General features: G+C 71.9%; 24 protein-coding genes and 4 pseudogenes. 17 read left to right on the forward strand and 11 right to left on the reverse strand.

Annotated features, from left to right (window positions below; all coding sequences use genetic code 11):
- Positions 1 to 3: 3 nt before the first annotated feature.
- Positions 4 to 885, forward strand: coding sequence for a hypothetical protein (locus ACZZ0J_RS19660; protein ID WP_463438074.1), 882 nt, complete (start codon positions 4 to 6; stop codon positions 883 to 885).
- A gap of 39 nt (positions 886 to 924) precedes the next feature.
- On the opposite strand, the gene ACZZ0J_RS19665 is transcribed toward ACZZ0J_RS19660, so the two are convergent.
- The gene (locus ACZZ0J_RS19665) at positions 925 to 2133 is read right to left on the reverse strand and encodes an MFS transporter (protein ID WP_463438075.1); all 1209 of its coding nucleotides are present in this window, start codon (positions 2131 to 2133) and stop codon (positions 925 to 927) included.
- A 102-nt stretch (positions 2134 to 2235) separates the two neighbouring features.
- On the opposite strand from ACZZ0J_RS19665, the gene ACZZ0J_RS19670 reads away from it, so the two are divergent.
- The 3 genes from ACZZ0J_RS19670 (at position 2236) to ACZZ0J_RS19680 (ending at position 4507) form a co-directional block, all read left to right on the forward strand.
- Positions 2236 to 3087: an SDR family NAD(P)-dependent oxidoreductase gene (locus tag ACZZ0J_RS19670; RefSeq protein ID WP_463438076.1), complete on the forward strand. Its 852-nt coding sequence runs from the start codon at positions 2236 to 2238 to the stop codon at positions 3085 to 3087.
- A 79-nt stretch (positions 3088 to 3166) separates the two neighbouring features.
- Positions 3167 to 3940: a hypothetical protein gene (locus tag ACZZ0J_RS19675; protein ID WP_463438077.1), complete on the forward strand. Its 774-nt coding sequence runs from the start codon at positions 3167 to 3169 to the stop codon at positions 3938 to 3940.
- A 24-nt stretch (positions 3941 to 3964) separates the two neighbouring features.
- The gene (locus tag ACZZ0J_RS19680; RefSeq protein ID WP_463438078.1) at positions 3965 to 4507 is read left to right on the forward strand and encodes a cysteine hydrolase family protein; all 543 of its coding nucleotides are present in this window, start codon (positions 3965 to 3967) and stop codon (positions 4505 to 4507) included.
- A gap of 94 nt (positions 4508 to 4601) precedes the next feature.
- On the opposite strand, the gene arr is transcribed toward ACZZ0J_RS19680, so the two are convergent.
- On the reverse strand, positions 4602 to 5012 hold the full coding sequence (arr, locus tag ACZZ0J_RS19685) for an NAD(+)--rifampin ADP-ribosyltransferase (protein ID WP_463438079.1): 411 nt from the start codon (positions 5010 to 5012) through the stop codon (positions 4602 to 4604).
- Between the two features lie 99 nt (positions 5013 to 5111).
- On the opposite strand from arr, the gene ACZZ0J_RS19690 reads away from it, so the two are divergent.
- The 3 genes from ACZZ0J_RS19690 to ACZZ0J_RS19700 all read left to right on the forward strand — a co-directional run bounded on the left by ACZZ0J_RS19690 (position 5112) and on the right by ACZZ0J_RS19700 (position 7513).
- A complete protein-coding gene (locus ACZZ0J_RS19690; RefSeq protein ID WP_111086544.1) occupies positions 5112 to 6044 on the forward strand; it encodes an ABC transporter ATP-binding protein in 933 nt (310 codons plus the stop codon).
- Positions 6041 to 6907 (forward strand): ABC transporter permease, encoded by an 867-nt coding sequence (locus tag ACZZ0J_RS19695; protein WP_194649027.1) that lies wholly within the window; start codon positions 6041 to 6043, stop codon positions 6905 to 6907. Before ACZZ0J_RS19690 ends, ACZZ0J_RS19695 begins: the two co-directional genes overlap by 4 nt.
- Before the next feature lie 108 nt (positions 6908 to 7015).
- Positions 7016 to 7513, forward strand: coding sequence for a hypothetical protein (locus ACZZ0J_RS19700; RefSeq protein WP_463438080.1), 498 nt, complete (start codon positions 7016 to 7018; stop codon positions 7511 to 7513).
- Here ACZZ0J_RS19700 and ACZZ0J_RS19705 read toward each other — a convergent pair.
- A complete protein-coding gene (locus ACZZ0J_RS19705; protein WP_463438081.1) occupies positions 7495 to 8094 on the reverse strand; it encodes a dihydrofolate reductase family protein in 600 nt (199 codons plus the stop codon). The two genes, ACZZ0J_RS19700 and ACZZ0J_RS19705, sit on opposite strands and share 19 nt — an antisense overlap.
- 202 nt (positions 8095 to 8296) lie before the next feature.
- On the opposite strand from ACZZ0J_RS19705, the pseudogene ACZZ0J_RS19710 reads away from it, so the two are divergent.
- The 6 genes and pseudogenes from ACZZ0J_RS19710 to ACZZ0J_RS19735 all read left to right on the forward strand — a co-directional run.
- Positions 8297 to 9103: pseudogene (locus ACZZ0J_RS19710) on the forward strand (family 43 glycosylhydrolase); the annotation flags it as partial.
- Between the two features lie 112 nt (positions 9104 to 9215).
- A pseudogene (locus tag ACZZ0J_RS19715) lies at positions 9216 to 9293 on the forward strand (hypothetical protein); the annotation flags it as partial.
- Positions 9294 to 9455: 162 nt separating this feature from the next.
- A complete protein-coding gene (locus ACZZ0J_RS19720) occupies positions 9456 to 10097 on the forward strand; it encodes a DUF1349 domain-containing protein (RefSeq protein ID WP_463438259.1) in 642 nt (213 codons plus the stop codon).
- 137 nt (positions 10098 to 10234) lie between these two features.
- Positions 10235 to 10696 (forward strand): GntR family transcriptional regulator, encoded by a 462-nt coding sequence (locus tag ACZZ0J_RS19725; RefSeq protein ID WP_463438082.1) that lies wholly within the window; start codon positions 10235 to 10237, stop codon positions 10694 to 10696.
- A gap of 147 nt (positions 10697 to 10843) precedes the next feature.
- A complete protein-coding gene (locus tag ACZZ0J_RS19730; RefSeq protein ID WP_214548024.1) occupies positions 10844 to 12280 on the forward strand; it encodes a protein kinase domain-containing protein in 1437 nt (478 codons plus the stop codon).
- A gap of 461 nt (positions 12281 to 12741) precedes the next feature.
- Positions 12742 to 12960: a PLDc N-terminal domain-containing protein gene (locus tag ACZZ0J_RS19735; RefSeq protein ID WP_463438083.1), complete on the forward strand. Its 219-nt coding sequence runs from the start codon at positions 12742 to 12744 to the stop codon at positions 12958 to 12960.
- 272 nt (positions 12961 to 13232) lie between these two features.
- Here the strand turns inward: ACZZ0J_RS19735 and ACZZ0J_RS19740 are convergent, their stop codons facing one another.
- The 8 genes from ACZZ0J_RS19740 to ACZZ0J_RS19775 all read right to left on the reverse strand — a co-directional run bounded on the left by ACZZ0J_RS19740 (position 13233) and on the right by ACZZ0J_RS19775 (position 20615).
- Positions 13233 to 13634, reverse strand: coding sequence for a tetratricopeptide repeat protein (locus ACZZ0J_RS19740; RefSeq protein WP_463438084.1), 402 nt, complete (start codon positions 13632 to 13634; stop codon positions 13233 to 13235).
- 78 nt (positions 13635 to 13712) lie between these two features.
- Positions 13713 to 14537 carry a DUF6807 domain-containing protein gene (locus ACZZ0J_RS19745; RefSeq protein ID WP_463438085.1) on the reverse strand — a complete coding sequence of 275 codons (825 nt, stop codon included), beginning with the start codon at positions 14535 to 14537 and terminating at the stop codon, positions 13713 to 13715.
- Positions 14444 to 15385 carry a Gfo/Idh/MocA family oxidoreductase gene (locus tag ACZZ0J_RS19750; RefSeq protein WP_463438086.1) on the reverse strand — a complete coding sequence of 314 codons (942 nt, stop codon included), beginning with the start codon at positions 15383 to 15385 and terminating at the stop codon, positions 14444 to 14446. Before ACZZ0J_RS19750 ends, ACZZ0J_RS19745 begins: the two co-directional genes overlap by 94 nt.
- Positions 15382 to 15672 (reverse strand): Gfo/Idh/MocA family oxidoreductase, encoded by a 291-nt coding sequence (locus ACZZ0J_RS19755; RefSeq protein ID WP_463438087.1) that lies wholly within the window; start codon positions 15670 to 15672, stop codon positions 15382 to 15384. Before ACZZ0J_RS19755 ends, ACZZ0J_RS19750 begins: the two co-directional genes overlap by 4 nt.
- Entirely contained in the window at positions 15669 to 17351 is a 1683-nt protein-coding gene (locus ACZZ0J_RS19760; RefSeq protein WP_463438088.1) for a hypothetical protein, read from the reverse strand. Before ACZZ0J_RS19760 ends, ACZZ0J_RS19755 begins: the two co-directional genes overlap by 4 nt.
- Positions 17351 to 18274, reverse strand: coding sequence for a carbohydrate ABC transporter permease (locus ACZZ0J_RS19765; protein ID WP_463438089.1), 924 nt, complete (start codon positions 18272 to 18274; stop codon positions 17351 to 17353). Before ACZZ0J_RS19765 ends, ACZZ0J_RS19760 begins: the two co-directional genes overlap by 1 nt.
- Positions 18271 to 19245, reverse strand: coding sequence for a carbohydrate ABC transporter permease (locus ACZZ0J_RS19770; RefSeq protein WP_207895555.1), 975 nt, complete (start codon positions 19243 to 19245; stop codon positions 18271 to 18273). Before ACZZ0J_RS19770 ends, ACZZ0J_RS19765 begins: the two co-directional genes overlap by 4 nt.
- A gap of 89 nt (positions 19246 to 19334) precedes the next feature.
- Positions 19335 to 20615 (reverse strand): ABC transporter substrate-binding protein, encoded by a 1281-nt coding sequence (locus ACZZ0J_RS19775; protein ID WP_463438090.1) that lies wholly within the window; start codon positions 20613 to 20615, stop codon positions 19335 to 19337.
- Positions 20616 to 20861: 246 nt separating this feature from the next.
- On the opposite strand from ACZZ0J_RS19775, the gene ACZZ0J_RS19780 reads away from it, so the two are divergent.
- The 4 genes and pseudogenes from ACZZ0J_RS19780 to ACZZ0J_RS19795 all read left to right on the forward strand — a co-directional run.
- Entirely contained in the window at positions 20862 to 21917 is a 1056-nt protein-coding gene (locus tag ACZZ0J_RS19780) for a LacI family DNA-binding transcriptional regulator (protein ID WP_463438091.1), read from the forward strand.
- Between the two features lie 625 nt (positions 21918 to 22542).
- Positions 22543 to 23744 (forward strand): annotated as a pseudogene (locus ACZZ0J_RS19785) (Gfo/Idh/MocA family protein).
- Positions 23741 to 24979 carry a DUF993 family protein gene (locus tag ACZZ0J_RS19790; RefSeq protein WP_463438092.1) on the forward strand — a complete coding sequence of 413 codons (1239 nt, stop codon included), beginning with the start codon at positions 23741 to 23743 and terminating at the stop codon, positions 24977 to 24979. The pseudogene ACZZ0J_RS19785 and the gene ACZZ0J_RS19790 overlap by 4 nt, the downstream one beginning before the upstream one ends.
- Positions 24976 to 25865, forward strand: a pseudogene (locus ACZZ0J_RS19795) (sugar phosphate isomerase/epimerase family protein); the annotation flags it as partial. The gene ACZZ0J_RS19790 and the pseudogene ACZZ0J_RS19795, both read left to right, overlap by 4 nt.
- Between the last annotated feature and the right edge of the window lies 1 nt (position 25866).

Raw genomic sequence — 25866 nt, forward strand, 5'->3', positions numbered from 1 at the left:
CACGTGGAACTGATCACCGACGTGTCCCGCGGCGCCTGGCTGCTCGCCCGCGCGGCGGCGTTCGGCACCGTGGGCGGGACGGTCGGAACCGGGTTCGAGGCCTCCGCGCGCATCCTCCACCCGGTGTCGGCGGATCGCGAGGACCGTTCGATCGTGGACGAGTGGGGCGACCACCCGAACGTCGAGTCGGCGGTGTGGCCGTGGGCGGAGGTCGCGGCTCGCACCGGGAAGACGTTGCATCCGCTGGTGCAGTGGCGGAGCCTGACCGGCCGGACCGACGAGTCCGACCTGGTGCTCGAGGACGGATGGCGCGTCCACCCGCCCGAGGAAGGCTGGTTCGAGCCGATCCTGCTCGCTGCGCTCACCGAGCACCTGGCCGAGGCCACTTCGACGCCGGACGATCTGGTCGCAGCGGTCTGGGGCGGGTGGGGTGATCTGAGCGGCGGTTCGACGCTCGCCGTCGGTTGGCAGGGCGCCGATCAGGCGACTACGGAGGAGATCGAGGCGATGCAGCGGTACGTCGTCGAGCAGCGAGCAGTGCACGACGGAGAACAGGCGGCGATCCGTGCTGCCCTCGCGGTCGAACGCTTCGACTGGCCGCACCGCGAGTGCTTCCTCCTCTCGATGACCCTGCCGCAGCTCGCCGACCCGACATGGCTGGACCGTGCCCGGATCGGGACGGTCGCGGACCTGCGCCACACCCCGCAGATGCTCTGGCCGGAAGACCACTCCTGGGTGCTCGCGTCGGAGATCGACTGGGACTCGACGATCGTCGCCGGGTCGCGTGCCCTGGTCGACGCGGTCCTGGCCGACGACCGGTTCGAGGCCTTCCCGGTCGACGAGGACAGCGACCTGACGTGGGACGGCGACCTGGTCAACGGTTGAACCGTGGCGGTGTCGGCGGCCTCGTCCGCCGCCTGTCGACTAGAGCCGAGCGGGGAACGCCGATCGTCGGCCGACCAGCGTGAGCAGCGCCGCGACCGCCCCGAACACGATCATCACCACGGCCAGGACCAGTCCGTCGAACACGGTCAACAGCGCGGCTCCGAAGACCCCGGCGACGAAGATCGCGATGTTGAACGCGACGGGCAGGAACGCGCTGGCGACGTCGGCGTTCTCCCCACCGGCTGTGGTGAGCGCCGCCTGCAGCTGCGTCGAGGCACCACCGAAGCTGACTCCCCACAGGACGGCGGCGACCAGGACGGCGACCGGCGATGCGTGGCCGACGAGCAGGACGACGCCGGTGACGACGAACAGTCCGACGCTCAGGTGGAGCAAGGGGCGGGGGTGCCGATCGAGCAGTGCTCCGGTGATCACGACGCCGAGGATCGCCGCGATGCCGTAGACGAGGAGGACGAGTCCGGCGCTGAGGTCGGTGCCGGTCACCCGCAGGTACGGGGAGATGTAGGTGTAGATCGTGTTGTGCGCGACCATCCACGTGGCGATGACGGCGAGGATGATCGCGATCCCACGGATGCGGAACACCTTGACCACGGAGAGCTTCGCAGTGCCGGTCTGCCCGGGTGCGTCCGGCACGAACGCCGCGATCAGCGCGAGGATGACGACCCCGACGAGGCTGAGTCCGATGAACGACCAGCGCCAGTCCAGGGCGGTGCCGATGAACGACCCGAGCGGCGTGCCGAGCGCGAAGCCGACGGGGGCGCCCGTGGAGACGATGGCGAGCGAGACGCCTGCGAACCGCGCGGGACTGATGCGCCGCGCGTAGGTGGCGAACATGCCCCAGATGATCCCGGAAGCCGCGCCGGCGACGAACCGCGTGACGAGCGCGATGGTCACGTTCGGGGCGAACGCGGTGAGGGTGTTCGCGATGATCAGCACGGCGATGGCCGTCGTGATCAACGGCTTGCGGCGCAAGCCCCGCGTGAGTGCGATCGCCGGCACCGTGACGATGACCGTGCCGATCGCGTAGGCGCTGACGAACAGTCCGACCGTGCCCTCGGACGTCCCCATGCCGTCCGCGATGACCGGCAGGAGGCCCGCGGGCATGGTCTCCATGGCGACGAGCACGAACCCGATCGCCGCGAGCAGTGCGAGCGGGAACCACGGCAGCCGGTCGTCGGCAACCGGAGTGGTCGACGGAGCCGACGGGGTCGTGGTCACGAGGGGGTCCATGTCCCTGACGCTAGGGCGGCTCGAGCGGCGGGAGGGAGGTTCTGCTCGACCCCGTTTCGGCAGAGCCTCACTCGTTGCGCGGAAGTGGTCTTCGCTGGGGGCATGACCGAACCCCAGACCTTCTTCATCACCGGGACCAGCCGCGGTATGGGCGCCGAGTTCGCGCGCGCCGCCCTGGACGCCGGACACCACGTCGTCGCGACCGGGCGGGACCCGGAACGTGTCGTCGCAGCGGTCGGCCAGCACGACGAGCTGCTCGCCGTCGCGCTGGACGTCACGGACGAGCGCACCGTCCGGAGCGCGGTCGAGGCAGCGATCGAGCGGTTCGGCCGCATCGACGTCCTCGTGAACAACGCCGGGAGCTTCCAGGGCGGGTTCTTCGAAGAAGTCTCCCCGGAGCAGTTCCGCGCGCAGATGGAGACGAACTTCTCCGGTGCGATGAACGTCACCCGCGCGGTGCTCCCCGTCATGCGGGCGCAGGGCTCCGGTCGGGTCATCAGCATCAGCTCGACCGCCGGCATCGTCGCCGGTGCCGGTGGGAGCGCGTACGCCGCGTCGAAGTTCGCGCTCGAGGGGTGGATGGAAGCGCTGCACGACGAGGTCCTGCCGTTCGGCATCCACACCACGGTCGTCGAGCCCGGCTTCTTCCGGACCGACCTGCTCGCGGAGGGCAGCTCCACGTTCTGGGGCGACGTCCACCTCGACGACTACCGGTCCGCGTCGGACCAGACCAAGGAGTTCTTCCGCGACATGGAGGGCAAGCAGAGCGGCGATCCGGCGAAGCTCGCCCGGACGCTCCTCGCCTTGACCGAGATGTCCGCACCACCGGTGCGCCTCGTCGCCGGTGCGGACAGCGTCGAGGGGGTCGTGCGGAAGGCGCAGCAGCTCATCGAGCAGGCGCGGGCGTTCCCGGAACTGACCACGTCGCTCGACCTGGACGACCAGTCGAACTGAGGAGGGCGACCGGGTAGCACCGGGACACAGCGCGCCGATCCCGCTCCGGCGTGCAGCCCGCGGCAGCGAGGCTGGGTCGGTGCGCTCTCGTCTCGTCATCGGACTCCTCGTCGCCCTCGCCTGCACCGTGCCGCTCACCGCGTGCTCGGCGGCCGAAGGACTGGCACGCGACGCGCTGCGGTCCGGTGGATCGGGCGGCTCCGAGACGGCGGTGTGTCCGAGCGGCGAAGCGCCGGCACCGGGGGCAGCGAACCCGGACCCGACACCGACCCCGGCGCCGACGCTCGACCCCGCCGTCGCGAGCCAGGTGCGCACCGCCCTCCGACAGGTCCGTGCGCTCCCGGCCGTCGCTGAGGCGACGCAGACGACCACGAACACCCCCAGTTCCGCCCCGGACCCGAGCTGCTCGACCCGGTGGGTCACGTCGAACCACTTTGCGTCGCGGTTCACGGTCACGATGGACCCCGACGCGACCTCGCCCGAGGCCGGAGCCGTCCCGACGACGATGGCCACCGAACTGGCGTGGACCGGCGTCTCCCTGACGCTGACCGTGCCGGCGGACGAGGGGCACATCGCCAGCACCGTCCACTACGACGGCACGTTCGACCAGCAGATCCCGACGTCCACGTCCACTGCGGTGGCGCAGGGACTGGCGACCCTCGCCGCGACCCCGCACGTGACCGGGCTCGAGGCCTCGATCCCGTACACGATGCGCGTTGACTACGGTTCGCTCATCATCGGCGTGGACTCGGAGGACCAGGGCGTCCTCGACCGCGTCCGCGCCGTGATCGACACGACGGCCTTCGCGGACACGACCCTGCACGGTTCGTTCGGCAACGGCGCGAAACCGTGACCCGCCGCCCGCCATACTGAACCGATGACCCGCGCGCTGCTCCTCGTCGACATCCAGCTGGACTACTTCCCGGGTGGGGTGTTCCCCCTCGTCGAACCCGAGGCCGCTGCCACCGCCGCCCGCGCCGTGCTCGACTCCTTCCGCGCCGCCGGCGACCTGGTGGTGCACGTCTTCCACGTGTCCACCGACACCGACGCCACGTTCTTCGTGCCGGGCACACCGGGCCTCGACTTCCACCCGTCGGTCGCGCCCGTCGACGGCGAGCCGATCCTCGAGAAGCACGCACCGAACAGCTTCATCGGCACCGGACTCCAGGAACTGCTGACCGACGCCGGAGTCGACGAGGTCACCATCGTCGGGATGATGAGCAGCATGTGCATCGACTCGACGACCCGGGCCGCGCACGAGCTCGGCTTCACCGCGACCGTCGTCGCCGACGCGTGCGCCGCGCCGGACCTGACGCTCGGGGGCGTCACCGTCCCGGGCGCGAGCGTCCACGCCGCCTTCATGGCGGCGCTCGACGGCAGCTTCGCGACCGTCACGACGAGCGACGCGCTCAGCCGCTGACGTCCGCAGGGCGCGTTCGGGGCACTGAGACCAGGGCGAAGCGGACGGGAGGCCCGTGGCGGCCCCGCCCCGCGCCTCCCGTCCGCCAGCCGGCTCAGTTGATGATCTCGCCGCGCTCGTCCGCGCGCAGTGCGGCCAGTCGCTCGCGCCAGAGGCGCAGCGTCTCCGGGGTGAGTCGGGGCCAGTCGGTGACCTCGCGGACGATCCGCACGGGTTCGCTGCTGCGGTAAGACCGGGTCGGGTTGCCGGGGAACTTCTTGTCGGTGACGTTGGGGTCGTCCTCCCAGGGGCCGGTCGGCGCGACCTCGTAGACCCGCGGTTCGGCGTCTCCGGCGGCGAGTTCGGCCGCGAGCCCGGCGCCATCGGAGACCGCCGTGAAGTAGACGTGGTTCATGACCACCTCGGGGCGGTAGTTCGACCGGAAGCCCGCGGTGAGCAGGTCGCCCGGCACGAGGTCGGCCTTCGTGCCGTGGAAGAACGGTCCGTCGTCCTGTGCCTGCTCCACGGCGTCAGGCTACGCCGAACGGGTCCGGCCCCCGCGCACCTGACACATCCCCCTTCCGACGGACGCGCCGCCGGACACCCCTGCAATAGCGTGGCCGCCGTGATCGAAGTCAGCCACCTCACCAAACAGTACGGTCCGAAGACCGCCGTGGACGACGTCTCGTTCGTCGTCCGACCCGGCAGTGTGACCGGCTTCCTGGGGCCGAACGGCGCCGGGAAGTCCACCACGATGCGCATGATCATGGGCCTCGACCGGCCCACCGCGGGGAGCGCGACGGTGAACGGCCAGCCGTACACGACGTTCCGCGACCCGCTCCGACAGGTCGGTGCCCTGCTCGAGGCGAAGGCGGTCCACTCGGGCCGCAGCGCCTACAACCACCTGCTCTCGCTCGCGGCGACCCACGGTATCCCGAAGGCCCGCGTGCACGAGGTCATCGACATGACGGGCCTCGAGTCCGTGGCGAAGAAGCGCGTCGGCGGGTTCTCGCTCGGCATGGGGCAGCGCCTGGGAATCGCTGCCGCACTGCTCGGCGACCCGAAGACCCTGATCCTCGACGAGCCCGTCAACGGCCTCGACCCCGACGGCGTGCTGTGGGTCCGGCAGCTCGCCCGCCGGATGGCCGCCGACGGTCGCACCGTGTTCCTGTCCAGCCACCTGATGAGCGAGATGGCGCAGACTGCCGACCGCGTGGTCGTGCTCGGCCGCGGGAAGGTCCTGGCCGACGCCCCGATCGCCGAGTTCGTCGCCGGTGGGGGCGCCGCACCGGGCGCCGCCGGCGGTGGCAGCCGGGTCATCGTCCGGACGCCGTCGCCCGAGCAGTTGTTCCAGGCCATCGGCCCGAACGCGACCGTCACGCCGCGCGAGGACGGCACCTTCCTGGTCGTCGGTCCCGACGCACCGACGGTCGGCAACATCGCCGCCCAGGCCGGCGTCGCACTGCACGAACTCACCCCGACCGGCGCGAGCCTGGAGGAGGCCTACATGGCCCTCACCCGCGACGACGTCGAGTACCGATCGGAGGGCACCCGATGAGCGCCACCACCCCGCCCGTCACCCGGGCACACTCGGCATCCGTGCCGGACAGCGTCCGCCTGTCGTTCCCACGCCTGGTCCGCAGCGAGTGGATCAAGCTGCGCAGCATCCGGTCGACGATCTGGTGCTTCGCGATCCTGGCCGTCCTGACGATCGGCATGGCCGGACTGCTCGGCGCGTTCGTCGTCTCGCCGGACAACGCGCCGCAGGACGTCGCGAACGGCAGCTTCGTGAGCATCAACACCACCGGCGTCTCCCTCAGCGCGCTCGTCGTCGGCGTGCTCGGCGTGCTCATCATCACCGGCGAGTACGGCACCGGTCAGGTCCGCTCGACCTTCACCGCCGACCCTCGACGCACCGGTGTGATCCTCGCGAAGGCCACTGTCCTCGCGCTCACCACCTTCGTCGTGAGCGTCGTGGCGACGTGGATCGGCGTGGTCCTGTCGGCGCTGCTGCTGGCGTCCGACAGCACGAGCCCGCAGATCGGCGACCCGTCGGTGTTCATGCCGATCCTCGGCTCCTCGGTGTACGTGACGCTCCTCGCGCTGCTCGCCTACGGCATCGGGCTGCTGGTCCGGTCCAGTGCCGGTGGCATCGCCATCACGCTCGGCATCCTGCTCGTCCTGCCGGTGATCCTGTCGCTCGTGGCGGGGCTGCTGAACGCCGAGTGGATCGCTGACGTCCTGAAGTTCCTGCCCGACCAGGCCGGCAGTCAGCTGTTCATGTACCCGTACACCGGGCAGGAAGCGGGCCCGACGAGCGGCGTGGTCCTGAACGGCTGGGGTGGCTTCGGCGTCCTGGCCGCCGAGGTGCTCGTCGTGGGTGCACTCGCGCTGACGGTCGCACGTCGACGCGACGTCTGACCCGACCGACCGCACAGCGTTCCGCGACGTCCCACCTGTCGATCGACAGGTGGGACGTCGTTCGTTGTGCCTGCATCGACTGGCCCCTGGCCTCGCTAGGCTCACGGCGTGCGACACCTCCCCGCCCTGGTCCTGCCGGCGCTCGCCGTCGTGGCCCTGCTCGCCGGCTGTTCATCGGCGCCGCCCGTCGACGAACAGGCCCTCGGCAAGTGGAAGACGCAGCAGGAGGCGAGGACCGAGACCGAGGACGCGGTCCTCGGGGTGCTGAGCGCCGACACGAGCCCCGGCGACGAGGACCCGGCCCATCTCGAGCCCGGCGTCCGCGTGCAGTTCCCGGACTCGCGGACGATCGACCACCTCGAGTTCTCCTGCTACGGCAACGGGCACATGCGCGGCATCGTGCGGACGGTGCTGCCTGGCGGACCGCAGAGCATCGAACTCGATCCGATGGACTGCCGCGACAGCCCGCACCAGATCGAGCTGTCATCGAGCAAGGCCGTCGACAGCGTCGCGTTCAACGACTTCGACAGTGACCGGCCGAGCGCCTGGCGACTCGTCATCGTCGGTCCGGGCCCCTCGGGGAGTGACTACCGCAGCACCTGGTAGCGGTGCAGCGTGACCCCGTTGTGGTACTCCCGCTGCTCGAGCAGGTCCAGCAGCACCGGCGGTCGCACGCCCGTCACCGGCGGGTCGAACAGCGGCCGACCGGCGCCGAGCACCGCGGGGTGCGTGTAGAGCAACAGCTCGTCGAGCAGCCCCGCGTCGAGCAACTGCGTCGCGAGGTTCGGACCGCCGACACCGATGTCGCCCTCGGACTCCTCGCGCAGGACGGCGAGCTGCTCGATGGCGTCGTCGCCCCCGACGACCCGGGTGTTGTGGTCGGCGCTGGTCCGGGTGCGCGAGACCAGGACCTTCGGCTGGTCGGTCCAGACCTCGCCGTACTCGCGCATGAACGCCGGCATCGACTCGTCGGCGCGGGCGTCCGGCCAGAACGGGTCCATCATGTCGCGGACGACCCGCCCCTCGACGGACAGGGTCATCGCCGCGGCGCGGGCGTTGAACTCGCGGTGCAGCGGCTCGTCGATCCGCATCCACTCGGGTCCCTCGACGTCGCCGAGTTCACCCTCGTCGCGCTCGACGAAGCCGTCGATCGACACGTTCATCCAGTACACGAACCTCGCGGGCATCGCTGACTCCTTCGTCGCGCGGAACCGGACGGAACCGGCCCGGTCCGCTGCGCGCGAGCGTACGCTCGCGCACGCAGCCCTTCCTCGACGATGAGAGCGAGCACCCGTGCGCCGAACAGTCGCAACCATCCTCGCCGTCGCGACGCTCACGGCGGTCGCGGCCACGGGCCTCGCGGTCGGCCCCGCCGCAGCGTCCACGCCCGTGGCGGACCGGACCACCGGACACAGCGGCTCGGGACACGGCGCGGCCGCGCCGACCCACCGGAACCCGGTCGCGCTCAGCCTGCCCGACGGCGAGACGGCGGCGAGCTGCGCCGACCCGACCGCGATCCGCGGCGTCGGGCGCGACCGCAACTGGTACCTGTACTGCACGACCGACGCGTTGACGGCGACGGAGCAGAACGCCGACGGGTCGCTCGTGCAGCACGGTGTGCCGACCTACCGGTCGACCGACCTGACGCACTGGACGTACGTGAACGACGCGTTCCCGACGCGACCGGCCTGGGTGGGGTCCGCCAACGGTATCTGGGCACCGGACGTCGTGTACCGCGCGGGCGACCGCGGTCGTGCGGGCACCTGGTACCTGTACTACGCCGCGTCGGACACGCCCTCGGCATCGGCACCGACCGGCGGGGGATCCGCGATCGGCGTCGCGACGAGCTCGAGCCCGACCGGTCCGTGGACGGACTCCGGCGGCCCGGTCGTGGCACCGCAGACCGCCGCGAACGGCACCGGGGCGCGCTGGGCGTTCGACCCCGAGGTCATCACCGACAAGGGCACCACGTACCTGTACTTCGGCAGCTACTTCGGCGGCGTCAACGTCCGCACGCTCAGCGCCGACGGACTCCGCTCCGACCCCGCGAGCGAGCGGCAGATCGCGATCGACAACCGGTACGAGGGCGCCTACCTGACGCGCCACGACGGCTGGTGGTACTTCATGGGCTCCGCCACGAACTGCTGCAACGGCGCCCTGACCGGCTACGGCGTCTTCGTCGCCCGGTCGCGCAGCCCCTCGGACCGTTCACCGACCAGGACGGTGTCGCGATCACGAGCACCCGGGTCGGCGGGACACCCTCCTCGCGCAGAACGGCAACCGCTGGGTCGGCACCGGGCACAACACGGTGGTCACCGACCTCGCCGGCCAGGACTGGATCATCTACCACGCGGTCGACCGCGGCGACCCGTACTACGCCGGGCAGCCGACGTACACGAAGCGGCCGGCGCTCATCGACCCGCTCGACTGGCGGCACGGCTGGCCCGTCGTGCGGGGTGGGGCGGGACCGTCCGACACGGTGCAGCCGGGGCCGGTCGCACAGCCGGGACAGCGTGCGACCTACCGGGCGACCACCGCACCCGTCGACGTGCCCGGACGGACCATCCGCGCGCTGTCGACCTCGTTCGACGGCACCACCCTCCCCACGGCGCTCCGCTGGACCCGTGAACCCGACCGCTCGACCTGGACCGTCGGCGGCGGCACGTTCCGCTGGCAGACGCAGGACGCCGACATCCACCCGCCGGCGACGCCACTCGCCTCGGTCCTGTCCGAACCGGCGCCGCAGGGCGACTACGTGCTGCAGACGACCGTCGCGGTGGACACCCCCGCCACCGGCGACGGCGTGAACTACGTGCAGGGCGGACTGATCGTGTGGGGCGACGACGGCGACTACGTCCGGCTGACGTCGAACTCGATCTTCAACACCCGGCAGACGGAGTTCGGCAAGCAGGTGTCCGGGCAACCGGCCGGCGCGCCGAGCTACGGCAACACGGTCGTCGGGCCGGTCGGGGACACTACCACGCTCCGGATCGTGCACCGGGCCGTCGGCGGGGAGCACCGGTACACCGCCTGGACGAGCGTCGACGGGCGGCACTTCGTCCGTGGCGGGACCTGGACGGCGGACCTCGGGAGCGCCCCGAGGATCGGGCTCATCTCGCTCGGCGGCGCCGGGTTCACGAGCACGTTCGAGGACCTGCGGGTGAGCACGGTGGTGACGCACCGGCGGTGACGGACGCGTGGTCGCGTGCGCAACGCGGGCGCGGCTCGAGTGGGTGACCGAAGGAGGACGGGAGGCACGGTGCCAGCTGGCACCGTGCCTTCCGTCCGCTCCGTGGTCGCGTTCAGCGCACGTCGTGGAGTCGCACCGTGCGCGACGCCGGGGGAGAACCCTCGAGCGTCACGCTCTCCTGCGCCCTCGCCCCGGTACCCGCATCCGTCGCCCCGCACCTCGGGCTCGAACCCGGGGCGCCGTGCCACCGGCTGACCCGGCGCTCACTCGTCGACGGCCTGCCCGCCGCGTGGGGCGTCGAGTGGGTGCCCCGCTCGGTCGTCCCCGAACTCGGGCAGGCGCTGCGGGTGCGGAACTCGCTCTACGACGTGCTGCGCGAGGCCGACGGCGCCGAGCCCGTCCGCCGGTGGGTGCGCGCCGGTGCGGACGTGGTCACCGACGAGGTCGCCCGGCACCTGGATCTCGACGAGGTCACCCTCGGGTGGTTCATCGAGAGCTGCACCGTCGACGCCGGCACCGGGCGGCCGCTCCTGGTGAGCGAGCGCTGGATCCGGGCCGACGCGATGCGGGTGCTGTTCGAGAGCGGGCCGACGGGCTGACGCGTCGGCGCCCCTGCCCCGCGCACGCCGTGCCGTCGCGCACGCCGTGCCGCGGCGCCGTCCATCCGGAGAACGCCGCAGGCCACCACGATCCCCGTCGGGATGGGAGGATGCACCGACGCCTGCCCGCACCGAGAACGAGGTTCGATGAGTCCGACCGAGGACCCCCAGTCCGCGGCCCCACTACTCGACGGGCGCTACCGACTCGAACACGCCATCGGCCAGGGCGGCATGTCCGTCGTGTACCGCGGCATCGACGAGAGCCTGCACCGCCCCGTCGCGGTCAAGGTGTTCCACGCCGGCACCGTCGACATCGCCCGGCAAGAGGCCGAACTCGGCGTGCTCGCCTCGCTCGAGCACCACAACCTCGTCAGCCTGCTCGACACCGGCGTCGTCACCGGCCACGACGGCACCCACCAGCGGTACCTCGTGATGGCGCTGGTCGTCGGCCAGGACCTCGAGGAACGCCTCGCCGTCGGCCCGCTCGCCTCCCGCCACATCGCCGAGATCGGCTACGACATGGCCGAGGCGCTGCACTACATCCACAGCCACGGCGTCGTGCACCGCGACATCAAGCCGTCGAACATCCTGCTCGTCGACTACGGCAACGACTCCGACCGCGCCCGCGCGCGGCTCACCGACTTCGGCATCGCGCTCGCCGCGGGCGTCGAACGCATGACCGCCGACGGCGTCACCACCGGCACGGCCGCCTACCTGAGCCCCGAGCAGGCCCGCGGCGGCGACGTCGGGAGCCCGAGCGACGTCTACTCGCTCGGCCTCGTGCTGCTGCAGTGCTTCACCCGCCGTCGCGAGTTCCCCGGTTCGCTCGTCGAGTCCGCGGTCGCCCGGCTGTCCCGCGACCCGGTCGTGCCCGAGCCGCTGCCCGAGCACTGGAAGCAGCTGCTCCGTGCGATGACCGCGCAGGATCCGGCCGCACGCCCCGCCGGTGCCGAGCTCGTGACGCTGCTGCGCGACGTCGTCATCACCGAGACCGCCGGCACCGACCACGTCGTCGACACCACGGCGGCGGCTCCGGCCGCGTCTGCCGGAGCACCGCGAGCCGACGTCGACACGGCCCGCCCAGCGACGCTCGACACCCTGCCCGACGAGGCCCTGCACCGCACCACCGCGATGGCCGCCCGCCTGTTCGACGCGCCCATCGCCCTGGTCGAGGTGCTCGACGAGGACCGCGCCTGGTCGCAGTCGTACATCGCTGAGGGCGTCGACGAAGCAGCGCGCAACATCAACTTCGGCAACGGCTTCGCGCCCGTCGCGGTCCCCGTCGTCATCCCGGACGGGTCGATCCACCCGGACATGCAGCACAGCCCGCTCGTCACCGGCGCGCTCGGCATCCGGTTCTACGTGAGCGTGCCGCTCGTCCGCCACGACGGTGTCCCGATCGGGACCCTCGCGGTGCTCGACACGAAGCCGCGGCAGGCGACCGAGGCCGACCTCGCCAACCTGCACGACCTGGCCGCGCTCGCCGTCACACAGCTCGAGATCCGGCAGGAGTCGCTCCGCACGACGAGCGACTCCCTGCCGGTCGCTCAGGTGACGGGGCAGCAGGAGGGCGCGCGGCCCTAGACGGTTGCCGCTGGCGGACGGGAGGCCCGGTGCGGGCCCGCCCCGCGCCTCCCGTCCTCCCGCGGTCGCGTCTCGTGCGTCGGTCCGGTCGCGTGCCTGCGCACCTGCGCACCTGCGCGCGCCCGCGTGCCCGCTCGGTCGGCGCGCGCTGGACGCCGAGCGGGCGAAATGCCCGGGTTGCGCGCCCCGCGACCCGGACATTTCGCCCGCTCGCGGGCACATGCCGCGACTCGCATGCATCCGCTGGAATACGAGTACCCGCACGCGCGAGCGGGCGAAATGCCGGGGTTGGGAGTCGGCGGGCCGGGGTATTTCGCCCGCTCGCCGGAGTGGAGGGCGTCGCCGGCGCGGGAACGGCGGCGCGGTGGCACCTGCACGGGAGGTGGCGTGGGCTGCGGCGTCGGCCCTACTGTCGGTTCGTTGCGCGGCACCGGCCGCCACGGAGGGATCGCACTGTGTTCATGGATCTGTCCGGGTCGCACGTGTTCGTGCTCCTGCTGATGCTGGCCCTCGAGGTCCTCGCGCTCGTGCAGGTCTGGCGTGACCGTCGGCGCACGTTCTTGGTCAAGGTCGTCTGGGCGCTCGTGATCCTGGCGCTGCCGGTCATCGGCGTGCTGGGCTGGGCCGTCAACTGGCTGCTCGGCAGAGCTGCGGAAGCGCTGCAGAGACGGAACGCCTGACCGCCGATCCCGGCTGGTCGGGCACTGCCCCTATCGGTTCAGGCGGCGCAGGCGCATGCTGTGCGAGGTAACCGGAACCCGAATCCGCAAGTGGCCGAAGCACGCTCGGCCCGTGGGGAGGGAGCGCCTCACTGGACGTCAGTCGAGCGTCGACGCTTCCTTCCTGTCCTGTTCCGGAGCTCGTCCCGCCGCGATTCGGGTGTCGCGACCGGACGGGAGGGACGTGCGCGTCCCCGCGAGCCGGGCCCTCACCGTCGCCCGGCTCGTGCAACTCACTCGGTGAGGACAGCCGCGTAGGCGCGGACCGACCGGTGGTAGCGGGGGAGCGTCGGTTCGACGGCCTCGATCGCGACGCGGAGCGCCTCGTCGTGACGGCCGGCACTGTGCAGGGCGAGCGCGAGGAACACCTTCGGCGCGGCACCGGTGGACGGGTGTTCCGGGGCGTCGCGGAGCATCGCGATGGCTTCGTCGACGCGGTCGAGGTTCCGCAGGGTCGAGGCGTGCTGCACGACCATCTGCGCTGCACGGGCGGGATCGACGTCGGCGAGTCCCGCGGCGGTGGCGGCTGCGTAGTGGACGTCGGCCTCGGCCTCGTGGCCGCCGGAGTCGTTCGCGCCGCCGAGCTCGAACGCGCCGAGGGCCGGGTGCGGCGCAGCGTCGGCGAGTTCGCGCATGCGGTCGATGCGCTGCTGGTCGTCGATCGTGTCGTCGGCCCAGAGTGCGGCGACGCGGGCTTCCCAGTTCTGCGGTGCTCATCGGTCCAGCGTATTGCCGCTCGGCGTCGCACCGTCGGCGACCGTCGCACCGTCGGCGACTGTCGCACCGTCGGTGACTGTCGCGCGGAAGGACCGGACGAGCGGGACGCCGGGGCGAACGAGCGCCGGCGCACGCCAGGCGAGGGCCGAACCGATCGCCGGGTACTCGGCGGCCCGGACGAACCAGGGATCGCGGTGGTCGAGCGCTTCGAGTCGGATCGTGGCCGGCGCTCCCTCGAACACCGCGGACCACTCCACCCAGGGCGCGACCGAGCCGTGCACCGCCGCCTCGCCCTGCGCGTCAGCGGTCCGGACGACCACGTCGGTGCAGTCGGCGAAGCGCCAGAAGAACCCGCCGTACCCGGCGCCGACCCGGCCGTTGCTGCCCGGACCGCCGAGGTGCACCACGGCGTCGCCGGGGGTTCGGAACGAGGACGACCAGGTCAGTTCCCACCCGGAGTCGACGGCGCGCCAGGTGAGGGTACGGTCCTCGTGCAGGACGACCGTGTGGTCGGGGCCGCGCCAGACGAGTTCCTGGACCGTGCCGCCGCCGTGCGGAGCGGGGTGCTGCTCGGCGCGCACGACGTCGACGCGGCCGTGGTCGTCGCGCCACACGTAGCCCGGGCCGTGCACGTAGGTGCGGCCGCCCCAGCAGTTCACGCCGTCGACGTCCGGGATCGCGACCCCGACGCCGCAGTGCCAGTCGTGGTCGGCCGGGTGGTGGGCGCTCAGGACGGTGCCGCCGAGGGTCCGCACCGGGTGCAGGTACGGACGCGGCGACGACGTCGCGATGGTCCCGGAGCCGTCGAGTTCCGTCGCCACCGAGCCTCCCTCGACGCGCAGGGCCTGCAGCACCTCGTCGCGCGCGGTGTGGGCCCAGGGCGCACCGACCTCGGAGAACAGCGCTCGTGCGTCGGCGGCGCGGTCGACGATCGCCTCGACGTCGGCGACGAGCGGACGACGGGCGGGCCCTCGCCCTCCCACGTCACCCAGGGGTGGTCGATGCGGACGGGCTCGGCGGCACGAACGGCCTCGAGCACCTCGACGAACGCACCCGTGGAGACCAGGGGGACGAGCAGTTCGTCGCCGCGGGACCGGTGGGCGAGCAGGTTCTCGAGCAGGTCCGTCCGGCCGAGGGTCCGGGTGGTGTCGTTGACGGTGACCTCGTCGGCCGTGTAGTGCAGCACGGCGCTCCCGGCGGCGCCGCGGACCCGCACGGTCGGCAGGACCTCGGACGGAGCGCAGAGGGTCAGGGCCGCGGTGGCTTCGAGCCCGGCGCTGGTCGTGACCCGGACGGCCGAGGTGTCGTCGCCCTCGATGTCGTTCGCCCGGAACAGCTCGACCTCGACGCGCCTGACGTCGGACGCCCGACGGCAGCCGACGAGCGCCAGGGCCGTCGCGACCGCGTGGGCGAGCGGGTTCGTCACGACGCCGTCGAGGACGTCGACCCCGCCGATCCGGCGTCGGCCGGCCCACGTGGAGCGGTCCCAGTACGCCTGGTTCCTCGTCCACGTGCCGACGGCAGCAGCGGAGCGGACCGGACCGACGAGCGACCCGTCACGGAAGGCCGGCAGGGCGTCGGACCCGAGGCTCTGGAACCCGACCTGGACGACCCGGCCGGTGCGCCGCTCGGCGTCGAGCAGGGTGGCGAGGGCACCGCGGGTGGTCACCGGGGTTTCTCGAGCAGGACGTCGGCACCGGCTTCGAGGGCAGCGAGCGCCAACGGCAGGTGCGCGGCGATCGGGGCGGCGATGACCACGACGTCGACCGGGCCGTGGTCGCGAGCCGCCAGGACGTCGGCCACGACGACCACACCGGCGTCGGTGGTGGTGTCGAGCGTCGGGTCGACCACGGCGGTCAGCGTGCAGACCCCCGCGGCGACGAGCCGGTCGATGTTCGCGCGGTGGTGCAGGCCGTAGCCACGCGCACCGACGAGCACCACGCCGGGCAGGGTCATCGAACGGTGCCGATCGTGATGCGCGTCGTGCCGGGGGAGCGACCGGTCACGTGGACGTGTTCGCCGTCCGGTCGGTCGGTGCCGCCGAGGAACGCGTAGTCCTGTCCGGGCGCGTAGAACGCCGGCTGGGTCGGACCGCTGCCGTTGCCTGCCCCGAAGGACACGGCGTCGTCGCCGACACGGTAGGTGCCGGTCCCGTCGGCGAGGACGGTCTCCCCGGTCGCAGCGTCGGTGCTCACACCCGTGAACGTACCCCCGCCGCGGAACGTCAGCTGGAGCGACCACGGCACGTCGGCGCCCTCGGTCGTCACGTCGAGCGAGACCGCGTCCGGCGTGACGGTGACGTCGACCGTCGTGGTGAGGGAGACGGTGTCCGCCGCGCGCGCACCGAAGGACATCGACGCCGAGAACCGGCCCTCGTCACCGAGCGCGTAGGCGCCGTCGGTCCGTCGAGCCGCGGCGGGCAGGGGCTGGTGGTAGCCGGCGGACACGGTCTCGGTGAGTCGGTACCGCCCGTCGCCGAGGGACTCCAGCGACGTCGGACGGAACGGTCCGAGCCCGAAGAACTCCCGCGACAGCCGGACGTCTGTCAGCGCGACCGAGCCCGCGAACACCCGCAGGAACGTGGGGCTGTTCGCCAGGCCCGATCGGACGTGGCCCTGTGACGGCACGTCCGACCCGGCGAACAGGACGACGCTGCGGTCCTGTTCTCGGACGTGCACGAGCCTGGCGTCGGCGAAGGTGTGCACGGCCGGTTCGAGCGGCGCACCGACGGGCAACGGACGGGCGAGCAGCGGATCCGTCATCGCGCGTGCGGCGACCGCACCGGGCTGCCACGTCTCGGCGTCGGCGGCCCGGGCAGCGACTTCGGCGAGGTCGGCGCGGTCGTCGAGCACGGCCAGGTGCCAGAGCAGGGGAGCGAACGCGCCGATGCCGAACGCCTGCGACTGGTCCTGGCGGCGGGACTGGACGGTCTCGACGGTGTCGTCGGGCAGCAGCAGCGCGAGGGTGGCGTCGAGGGACCGGCGCACGGGGTCGAGCAGCTCCGGCCGGTCGAGCACCGAGGCGAGGACGAGGAACGACGGGCACGAGACGGCAGCCGCGTAGTTCGGGCTGCGCTCGGACCACAGCCCGTCGTCGTCGAGGTCAGCACGCTCGGCGAGCCACTGGTCGATCCGCTCGACCAGTGGTGGTGCCGGGTGCAGTCGGTGGATCCGGGCGAGGGCGGCCGACACCTCCCACCGGTGGTTCGGCGTGTGCACGCCACCGGTGAGCAGCGCCGGCGTTGCACGGTGCACGATCCGGTCGAGGTCATCGGCGAGCACCGCGGCCGCCGGGACCGACGCCCGGTACGGCGCGAGTAGTTCGAGGGCGTCGCAGACGTCGTTCACCGTGAACGCCGAGTCCGGCGGGGAGAGCACGTTGTCGCCGCCGACGAACGTGCCGCCGGGGGACTGCCGGGCCGCGAGGTGCCGGACCCAGCCGTGCGCGGTGGCGAGGTCGTCGTCGGGAAGGCGATCGGGGCCTCCCGTCCGCTCGTTCCGGACCCACGCCCCGACCAGGGTGAGGGCACGCGCCATCAGTTCCCGGTGCTGCAGCGCAGCCGGATCGTCGTCGGCGAGCCGGAGGCGCGCGACGGCGGCGTCCGCGGCCGGCCCGACCGCGTCGAGGAAGCCCATCAGTCCTTGAGTCCCGCGTTGAGGTCCGCGCCGTTCACGTACTTCTGGAACACCAGGTAGATGAGCACGAGCGGGATGATCGAGGTCACCGAGGCGCCGAGCAGGACGGTCCAGTTGACGTTCTCGGCCCCGACGATGCTCTGCAGCGCGATCTGGATCGTGAACTGGTGCGGGTCGTTGAGCACCAGCAGCGGCCAGATGTAGTCGTTCCACCGCCACTGGAACGAGAAGATCGCGAGCGTCAGCATGATCGGACGGGAGATCGGCAGCATGATCCGCCAGAAGATCCCGAACTCGCTCGCACCGTCGATGCGCGCGGCCTCGACCAGGTCGTCGGGCACCGTGATGAAGAACTGCCGGAACATGAAGATGCCGGTCGCGGTGATGACCGACGGCACGATGATGCCGGCCAACGAGTCGTACATGCCGAGGTCGCGGATGACGATGAAGGTCGGCGCGAGGATGACCTCGGTCGGCAGCATCGTCGTCGCCAGGATGCAGACGAAGAAGACCTTGAGCCACTTGTTGTCGTACTTCGCCAGGGCGTACCCGGTGGCGGCGCTCGCCAGCACGGTGAGCACGGTCGTGACCAGCGCGACGATGACGGTGTTGCCGAAGTAGCGGGCGAAGTCGTAGCTCGCCCACGCCTCGCTGAAGCCGCTGACCGACCAGTTCTTCGGCAGCAGGGTCAGCGGGTACGAGAACAGTTCGCCGCCGGGCTTGAAGGCGCTCAGGACGAACCAGAGGACCGGGAAGCCGAAGGCGATGATGAAGACCCAGAGCAGGGCCGTGGCGGCGATGGCCTTCGGACGGGGCGGGCCGTCGAGGCGCTTGGTCTTGGTCGTGCTCGTGCTCGTGCTCTTGCTCTTGCTCTTGGTCGTGTTGTCGGTTGCGCCGGGGGCGCTGGGCAGGGTGGCGGTCATCGACGGGCCTCCGTCCGACGGTTCACGGCCAACTGGATGAGCGCGATGGCCATGAGGATGAGCATGAGGACCATCGACGCCGCGCTCGCGTAGCCGATGTGGGCGTTCTGGAACCCGTTCGTGTAGATGTACTGCACGAGCAGGTTGTTGTCGGTGCCGGGTCCGCCGCCGTTGAGTGCCTGGATGGTGGCGAACTCCTTGAACGCCCCGAGCGACGACAGCAGGATCACGATGAACGATGTCGGTGCGATGCTCGGCAGCGTGATGTACCGGAACTGGTGCCAGGCGCCGGCCCCGTCGAGGGACGCTGCCTCGTAGTACGACTGCGGCACGTTCCGGATCGCGGCGACGAACAGCAGCATGTTGAAGGCGGCTCCGGCCCACGCGGTGGCGAACACCACCACGAGCAGCGACAGGTCGGCGTTCGACTGCCACGGCACGGCCTTGCCACCGAGGGACTCGATGACGAAGTTCGCCAGGCCGAAGTTCTCGCCGAACATCCACCGCCAGATGACGCCGGTGACGATCGGGGAGATGAGCCACGGCACGAAGAACACGATGCGGGCGACGCTCCGGCCCTTCGCCGCCGGGCTCGTCAGCATCAACGCCATCGACAGTGCGAGCACGAAACCGAGCGGGACGGCGACGATCGCGTAGAGGAAGGTGCGCCCGAGCGCTGCGTAGAAGGTGTCGTCGGCGAACAGCTCGAAGTAGTTCGCCAGGCCGATGAACTTCGGGTCGACGACGCCGTTGTAGTCGGTGAACGAGTAGCCGAGGCCGATGACGGCGGGCCACACGAAGAACACGACGAACAGGACGGCGTTGACGCTCACGAACAGGATCGGGGCGAGGACGGGCTTGCTGACGCCGGAGCGGCGGCGCTTCGTCGTCTTCGCGGCTCCGGGCCGGCGGGGCGGCACCGGGGTGGGGACGGCGGTCTGCACGTCACCGGCTGCGGTGGGGATGCTCACGATGATCCTCTTCGTTCGTCGCTTGCGGGGGAGCGGACAAGGCGCGGGACGCCGGACCGGGCCGGGCGCGTGCGCCCGGCCCGGTTCCGTCAGCCGACGTGCTCCTCGTAGTACTTCGTGATCGTCTCGAGGGTCTTCTTCGCTGACTGCTGCCCGTTGATGAGCTTGCCGACCTCGGCGGTGGTGGGATCGGTGCCGAGCTCCTTGCCCTCGACCGCCCACTTCGCGCTCTCCTTGGCGTAGGAACTCGAGATCGGGTCGGCTGCGTCGATCTCCTTCTGGTACAGCGCGAAGGAGTCCTTGGCCGCCTGGGACTCGAACGGGTACTGGATGTCCAGACCGGTCTCGACCGGCAGGAAGCCGTTCGTCGTCACGAGCTTCGCGTAGTTCGTCGGGTCGTACATGTAGTCGATGAACTTCTTCGCGGCGGCACCGCGGGCGTCCGAGTTCTCGAAGCCGACGATGTTCCCGCCGTAGTTGATCTCGGTGGCGTGGGTCGGGTCGGCCGGGGTGGCGGCGCTCGCCCAGTCGAAGTCGGTGATGTTCGACGCGAAGTCCGACGACTGCCACACACCGGAGAAGTACGCGACGACCTGGCCGCTCTTGAACAGGGCGTTCGGGTCCTGGCTGCTCGTCCACACCGACTTCGGCATGACCGAGTCGTCGTTCATGTCGGCGAAGTCCTGCAGCGCGTCGACCGTCTTCGCGTCGGTGGGGAAGGAGCCGTCCTTCTCCTGCTGCATGAAGTCGGTGCCCTTGGTGAACATGTAGGCGCGCAGACGCGACGGCGACGAGTCGAACACCAGGTCGTACTTCGCGCCGGTCTTCGCCCTCACCTGGTCGGCGGCTTTCAGGAACTCGTCCCAGGTCCACGCCTTCGCGGGGTCGGTCGGGTAGTCGATGCCGGCCTTCTCGAACAGCGACTTGTTCACGAACAGGCCGGCAGCGGTGACGTCGGACGGGATCGAGGTGACCTTGCCGTCGTCGTCCTTCGCGATGATGTCCTGATCGATCTTGTTGGCGTCGTCGTCGACGATCGAGGCCAGGTCGACGGTCTTGCCGGTCCAGAGCGGGTCGATGCCGGCGGCGCGCACCACGTCGGGCAGCGAGTTCGCCTGGGCGGACTCGCGGAGCTTGGTCTGCAGCCCGTCGTAGGGCAGGTTCACGATCTTGACCGCGACGCCGGTCTTCTCCTCGTACGCGGTGGCCAGGTCCTGGTAACCCTTCTCCTGCGCGGTGGAGGTGGAGAGCCACAAGGTCAGCTGATCCACCTTGCCGCCGTCGCCGGAGCTGCCGGAGGCACAGCCGCTCAACAGGGCCAGTGCGGCGATGCCGCCGACGAGCGCGAGCATTCTCTTGGATGACTTCATCGTCACTGCTTTCGTTCGGGACCACTGGCGTCTGCCGTGGGCGAGCGTTCGGGGTGTCTCGGCCGAGGACCCCAGGTCTACACGACGTGAGCGCTCATGGCAAGCGCTTTCCTGCGCGATGTTCTGACAATGTGACCAGCCGTCTCGGAAGGTCGCGCCGACGGCGCGGACGCTGGTCGGGCCTCCCGGGAAATCGCTATCCTCACCACAGACCGCGCACGGCGCGGACCGGACTGGAGGCACGACATGCCCGAGCGAGGCACCGTCACCCTGGCCGACGTGGCCGAGCTCGCAGGCGTGTCGCTCGCGACCGCCTCGCGGGCGCTGAACGGCAGCACGCGGAAGGTCCGACCGGAGTCGGTGGACCGGGTGCAGGCCGCCGCCCACGAGCTCCGGTACACCGCCAACGTGCAGGCGCAGGCCGTCGCTCGCGGGACCACTACGACCCTGGCGCTCGTCGTCGGCGACATCGCCGACCCCTACTTCGCCGCGATCGCCGCGGGGGCGATCCGGGCTGCCGACGACGCCGGGCTCGTGGTGACGATCACCTCGACTGGCGGGGACCCTGCGCGCGAGGCCGCGGTGCTCGGCGTCGTCGCCGGACTCCGGCCGCGGGCCGTGGTGCTCGCCGTGAGTCGTCGACTCGGTGCCGCGCAGACGTCAGGAGCGTCGGACTCCGCAGCTGCCGTCGGCGCACTCGTCGCCGCCGGTGCCGGGGTGTCCGCGCTCGTGTCCGACCTCGACGGCGCCGCGGCCGGGGTCCCCGGCGTGCACGGGGTCGTCATCCGGAACCTCAGTGGTGCGGCGGCCCTGGCAGGAGCGCTCGTCGAGCAGGGCCACGACTCCTTCGCCGTCCTGTCCGGCGACCCGGACCTGGCGACGGCGCACGCGCGGGTCGAGGGCTTCGTCGCCGGGCTCGCCGCGCACGGCATCCGGGTGCCCGATGACTCAGTGGTGCCGTCGGCATTCACGCGCGACGGCGGGTACCAGGCGATGGTGACCCTGCTCGACCGGGCGGCGGGAGGCTCGTGGGCGTTGCCGCGGTGCGTGTTCGCGGTCACCGACCTGATGGCAGTGGGGGCGGTCGCGGCGATCCGGGAGCGCGGGCTCGTCCCCGGGGTGGACGTCGGCGTCGCGGGGTTCGACGACGTGCAGATGCTCGCCGACGTCGTGCCGGCGCTCAGCACGGTGCGGCTCCCGCTCGAGGAGATCGGGGAGCGGGCGGTGCGGCGGGCACTGGGGCTCGAGGCCGACGGCGCCATCGACGGCGAGGTCGTGCTGCGGGCGAGCACGGCGCGGTAGCGCGGCGCGGGCGGGCGGGCGCTCGGGCGGGCGGGCGCTCGGGTTTGGTGAGCAGAAAAGGTCGGGTCCGGCCCCGCTACCCGACCTTTTCTGCTCACGGAGTGCGGCGCCGGCGGCCGGTCGGGCTCGAGGGCGCGCGACATGCCGACGCCCGGACCTCGAGGTTCCACAACATGCCGGGGGTTCGGCGCCGAGGTTCCGCAGCGTGCCCTCTGGCGCGCCGAGGTTCCGAGATCTCGGAACCTCGGATGGCGCGGTCGGGAGCGTCCCAGCGGTCCCCATCGGCCAGCGGCGCATGCGGAGCGTCGCACGACACGCCGACGCCCGGACCTCGAGGTTCCACAACATGCCGCGGGTTCGACGCCGAGGTTCCAGGGAATGCCGCTCAGCGCCGCGAGACTCCAAGATTTCGGAACCTCGGGCGCGGGCCGCCGGAGCCGGAGCCGGAGCCGCAGCCGCACCCGCAGTCGGACCCCGGCCGCGCGTGTGCGTTCGTGTTCGGGTACTACTGCGGCGCGCCGACCGTGGTGTACGGTTCCGGGCAAGCGCTTTCCACCACGCGGAGAGCAGGCCACAGCGAGCAAGGGAGCACGCGTTGACCACCACGCGCACCATCGGCATCATCATGAACGGCGTCACCGGACGCATGGGCTACCGCCAGCACCTCGTCCGGTCGATCCTGGCCATCCGCGAGGACGGCGGACTCCGGCTGCCGGACGGCTCCCGCGTGCAGCTCGAACCGATCCTGGTCGGCCGCAACGCCGCGAAGCTCGAGGAGATCGCCACCCGCCACGGCCTCGAGCACTGGACGACCGACCTCGACGCCGCCCTCGCCGACCCGCGCTGGGACGTCTTCGCCGACTTCGCCGTCACGAGCGCCCGCGCCGATGCGCTGCGCACGGCGATCGCCGCCGGCAAGGCGATCTACACCGAGAAGCCGACTGCCGAGACCTCCTCGGAAGCGCTCGAACTCGCCCGGCTGGCCGACGAGGCCGGGGTCCCGAACGGCGTCGTGCACGACAAGCTCTACCTGCCCGGCCTCCGGAAGCTCCGCCGCCTGATCGACTCCGGGTTCTTCGGGAAGGTCCTCAGCGTCCGCGGCGAGTTCGGCTACTGGGTGTTCGAGGGGACTGGCAGAGTGCCCAGCGCCCGAGCTGGAACTACCGGCAGCAGGACGGCGGCGGGATCGTCGTCGACATGTTCCCGCACTGGAACTACGTGCTCGAGCAGCTGTTCGGCCGCGTCGAGTCCGTGTACGCCCGCGCCGTCACCCACATCGAGCAGCGCACCGACGAGCAGGGCCACGAGTACCCGGCGACCGCGGACGACGCCGCCTACGGGGTCTTCGACCTGGCCGGCGGCATCACGGCGCAGATCAACTCGAGCTGGGCGGTCCGGGTCGACCGTGACGAGCTCGTCGAGTTCCAGGTCGACGGCACCCACGGCAGCGCCGTCGCGGGGCTGTTCGGCTGCCGCATCCAGCCCCGGACGGCGACGCCGAAGCCGGTGTGGAACCCCGACCTGAAGGACGACCGCGACTACAAGGCGCAGTGGCTCGAGGTCCCCGACAACGAGGCGTTCGGCAACGGGTTCCGCGCCCAGTGGGAGGACTTCCTGCAGGACCTGGTCGCCGGCCGCCCGCACCCCTACGACCTGCTCTCCGGTGCCCGCGGCGTGGCGCTGGCGGAGGCCGGCCTGCGGTCCAGCACCGAGGGTCGACGCGTGGACCTGCCGGAGCTCTGCCTGCCCACGGGGGCCGAGCCGCGCCTCCAGGTCGAGACACCGGAGGTCGCCCAGCACACCGAAACGGTCGGCGCACGCGCATGACCGACCTCACCCTCCTCGCCCCCGACGGCACGACCAGTCGGACGGCCCTGCACGAGCCGGCGGTCACGGCCGCCGCCAAGCCGACCGCGCCCCTGACCGAGCGCCTCGTCTACGCGGCCGCCCACGTCGTCCCGCGCGCCGCCGCCGACAACACCCCCGGCGCCCCGGCCGACCTCGACTGGGACGCCACCCTCGCGTTCCGCCACCACCTGTGGTCGTGGGGGCTCGGCGTCGCCGACGCGATGGACACCGCGCAGCGGAACACGGGCCTCGACCCGGCCGCGACGCGTGAGCTGATCACCCGCAGCGCCCGCGAGGCGCACTCCGTCGGCGGCCGCATCGTCGTCGGCGTGAACACCGACGACCTGCCGGACGAGCCGGTGTCCGAGCAGCAGGTCGTCGACGCCTACGTCGCCCAGCTCCACCACGCCGAGGACGCCGGCGCCGGCATCGTCCTCATGGCGAGCCGCCACCTGGCCCGACTCGCGCAGCACGATCCAGCCACCTACCGCCGCGTCTACGGCCGGGTCATCGAGCGCGCGAGCGCCCCCGTCGTCCTGCACTGGCTGGGGGAGGCCTTCGACCCCGCCCTCGCCGGCTACTTCGGCGGGCAGCAAGGCCCCGACACCGTGCTCGACATCATGCGCGACGCCGGGCCGAAGGTGTCCGGCATCAAGATGAGCCTGCTGAACGCCCGCGCCGAGGTCGCCCTCCGCTCCCAGTTGCCCGCGACCGCCCGGATGTTCACCGGCGACGACTTCCACTACGTGGACCTGATCGCCGGAGACCGAGCCGGAGACCGAGCGGGAGACGGCCGAGCCCACTCCGACGCCCTCCTCGGAGCCTTCGCCGGCATCGCCCCCATCGCCTCCGCCGCCGTCCAGGCCCTGCCCGACGAGACCGCCTACCGCACCCTCCTCGCCCCCACCGAGGCGCTCTCCCGCCACGTCTTCAGCGCCCCCACCTGGCACTACAAGACCGGCATCGCGTTCCTCGCCTGGCTGAACGGCCACCAGCCCGCCTTCCAGATGGTCGGCGGCCAGCACGCCGGCCGCTCCCTGCCGCACCTGTCCGAGACCGTCCGGCTCGCGAACGCCTGCGGCGCCCTCGAACACCCGGACCTCGCCGCCTCGCGCTGGCACGCGCTGCTCACGGTGGCCGGCGTGGAGACACGGCCGACCGGGAGGCCCGGATCACCCACCGTCGACCGCACCGTCGCCGAGGTGGTCGCGTGACGACCGCGGCGGACGCCGTCACGCCGGTCCGGTCCGCCGGCGCTGCGCCGCATCCGCGGCTGTCGGTCAACCAGGCGACGATCAAGTACGCGCCGCTCCGGCAGGCGCTCGACACCGTGGCGGGGGCCGGCGTCGGAGCCATCGGCACCTGGCGGGAGCCCGTGGCCGAGGTCGGTCTCGCCGAGGCCGTCCGGATGGTCGCGGACTCCGGGCTCCGGGTGTCGTCGCACTGCCGCGGAGGCTTCTTCACCCTCCCGCCAGGAACCGCGCGGCAGCGGGCGCTCGACGACAACCGCCGCGCGATCGACGAGACCGCCGCCCTCGCCGCGGCCGGAGCACCCGGTTCGGCGCCCGTGCTCGTGCTCGTCGCCGGGGGACTGCCCGAGGGTCGCGCGACCTGGCCGACGCCCGGGGCCGGGTGGCCGATGCGCTCGCCGACCTGGTGCCGCACGCCCTCGACGCCGGTGTCCAGCTCGCCGTCGAGCCGCTGCACCCGATGTACGCCGCGGACCGTGCCGTGGTGTCGACGCTCGCGCAGGCGATCGACCTGGCGGCGCCGTTCCCGGCGGCTGCCGTGGGGGTCGTGGTCGACACGTTCCACGTGTGGTGGGACCCGGCGCTCGGGGCGTCGATCGCCCGCGCCGGGGCTGCCGGGCGGATCGCGTCGTACCAGGTGTGCGACTGGACCACCCCGATCGCGGCGGACCCGCTGCTGTCCCGGGGCTACCCGGGGGACGGCCACGTCGACTTCGGGCCGGTGACGGACGCGGTGGTCGCTGCCGGCTACGCCGGTGACGTCGAGGTCGAGCTCTTCAACCAGGCGATCTGGGACACCCCGCCCGCCCAGGTGGTGGCGCGTGTCGTGCAGGCGTTCGACACCGCGGTGC

The sequence above is a fragment of the Curtobacterium sp. AC272 genome (assembly GCF_979258155.1).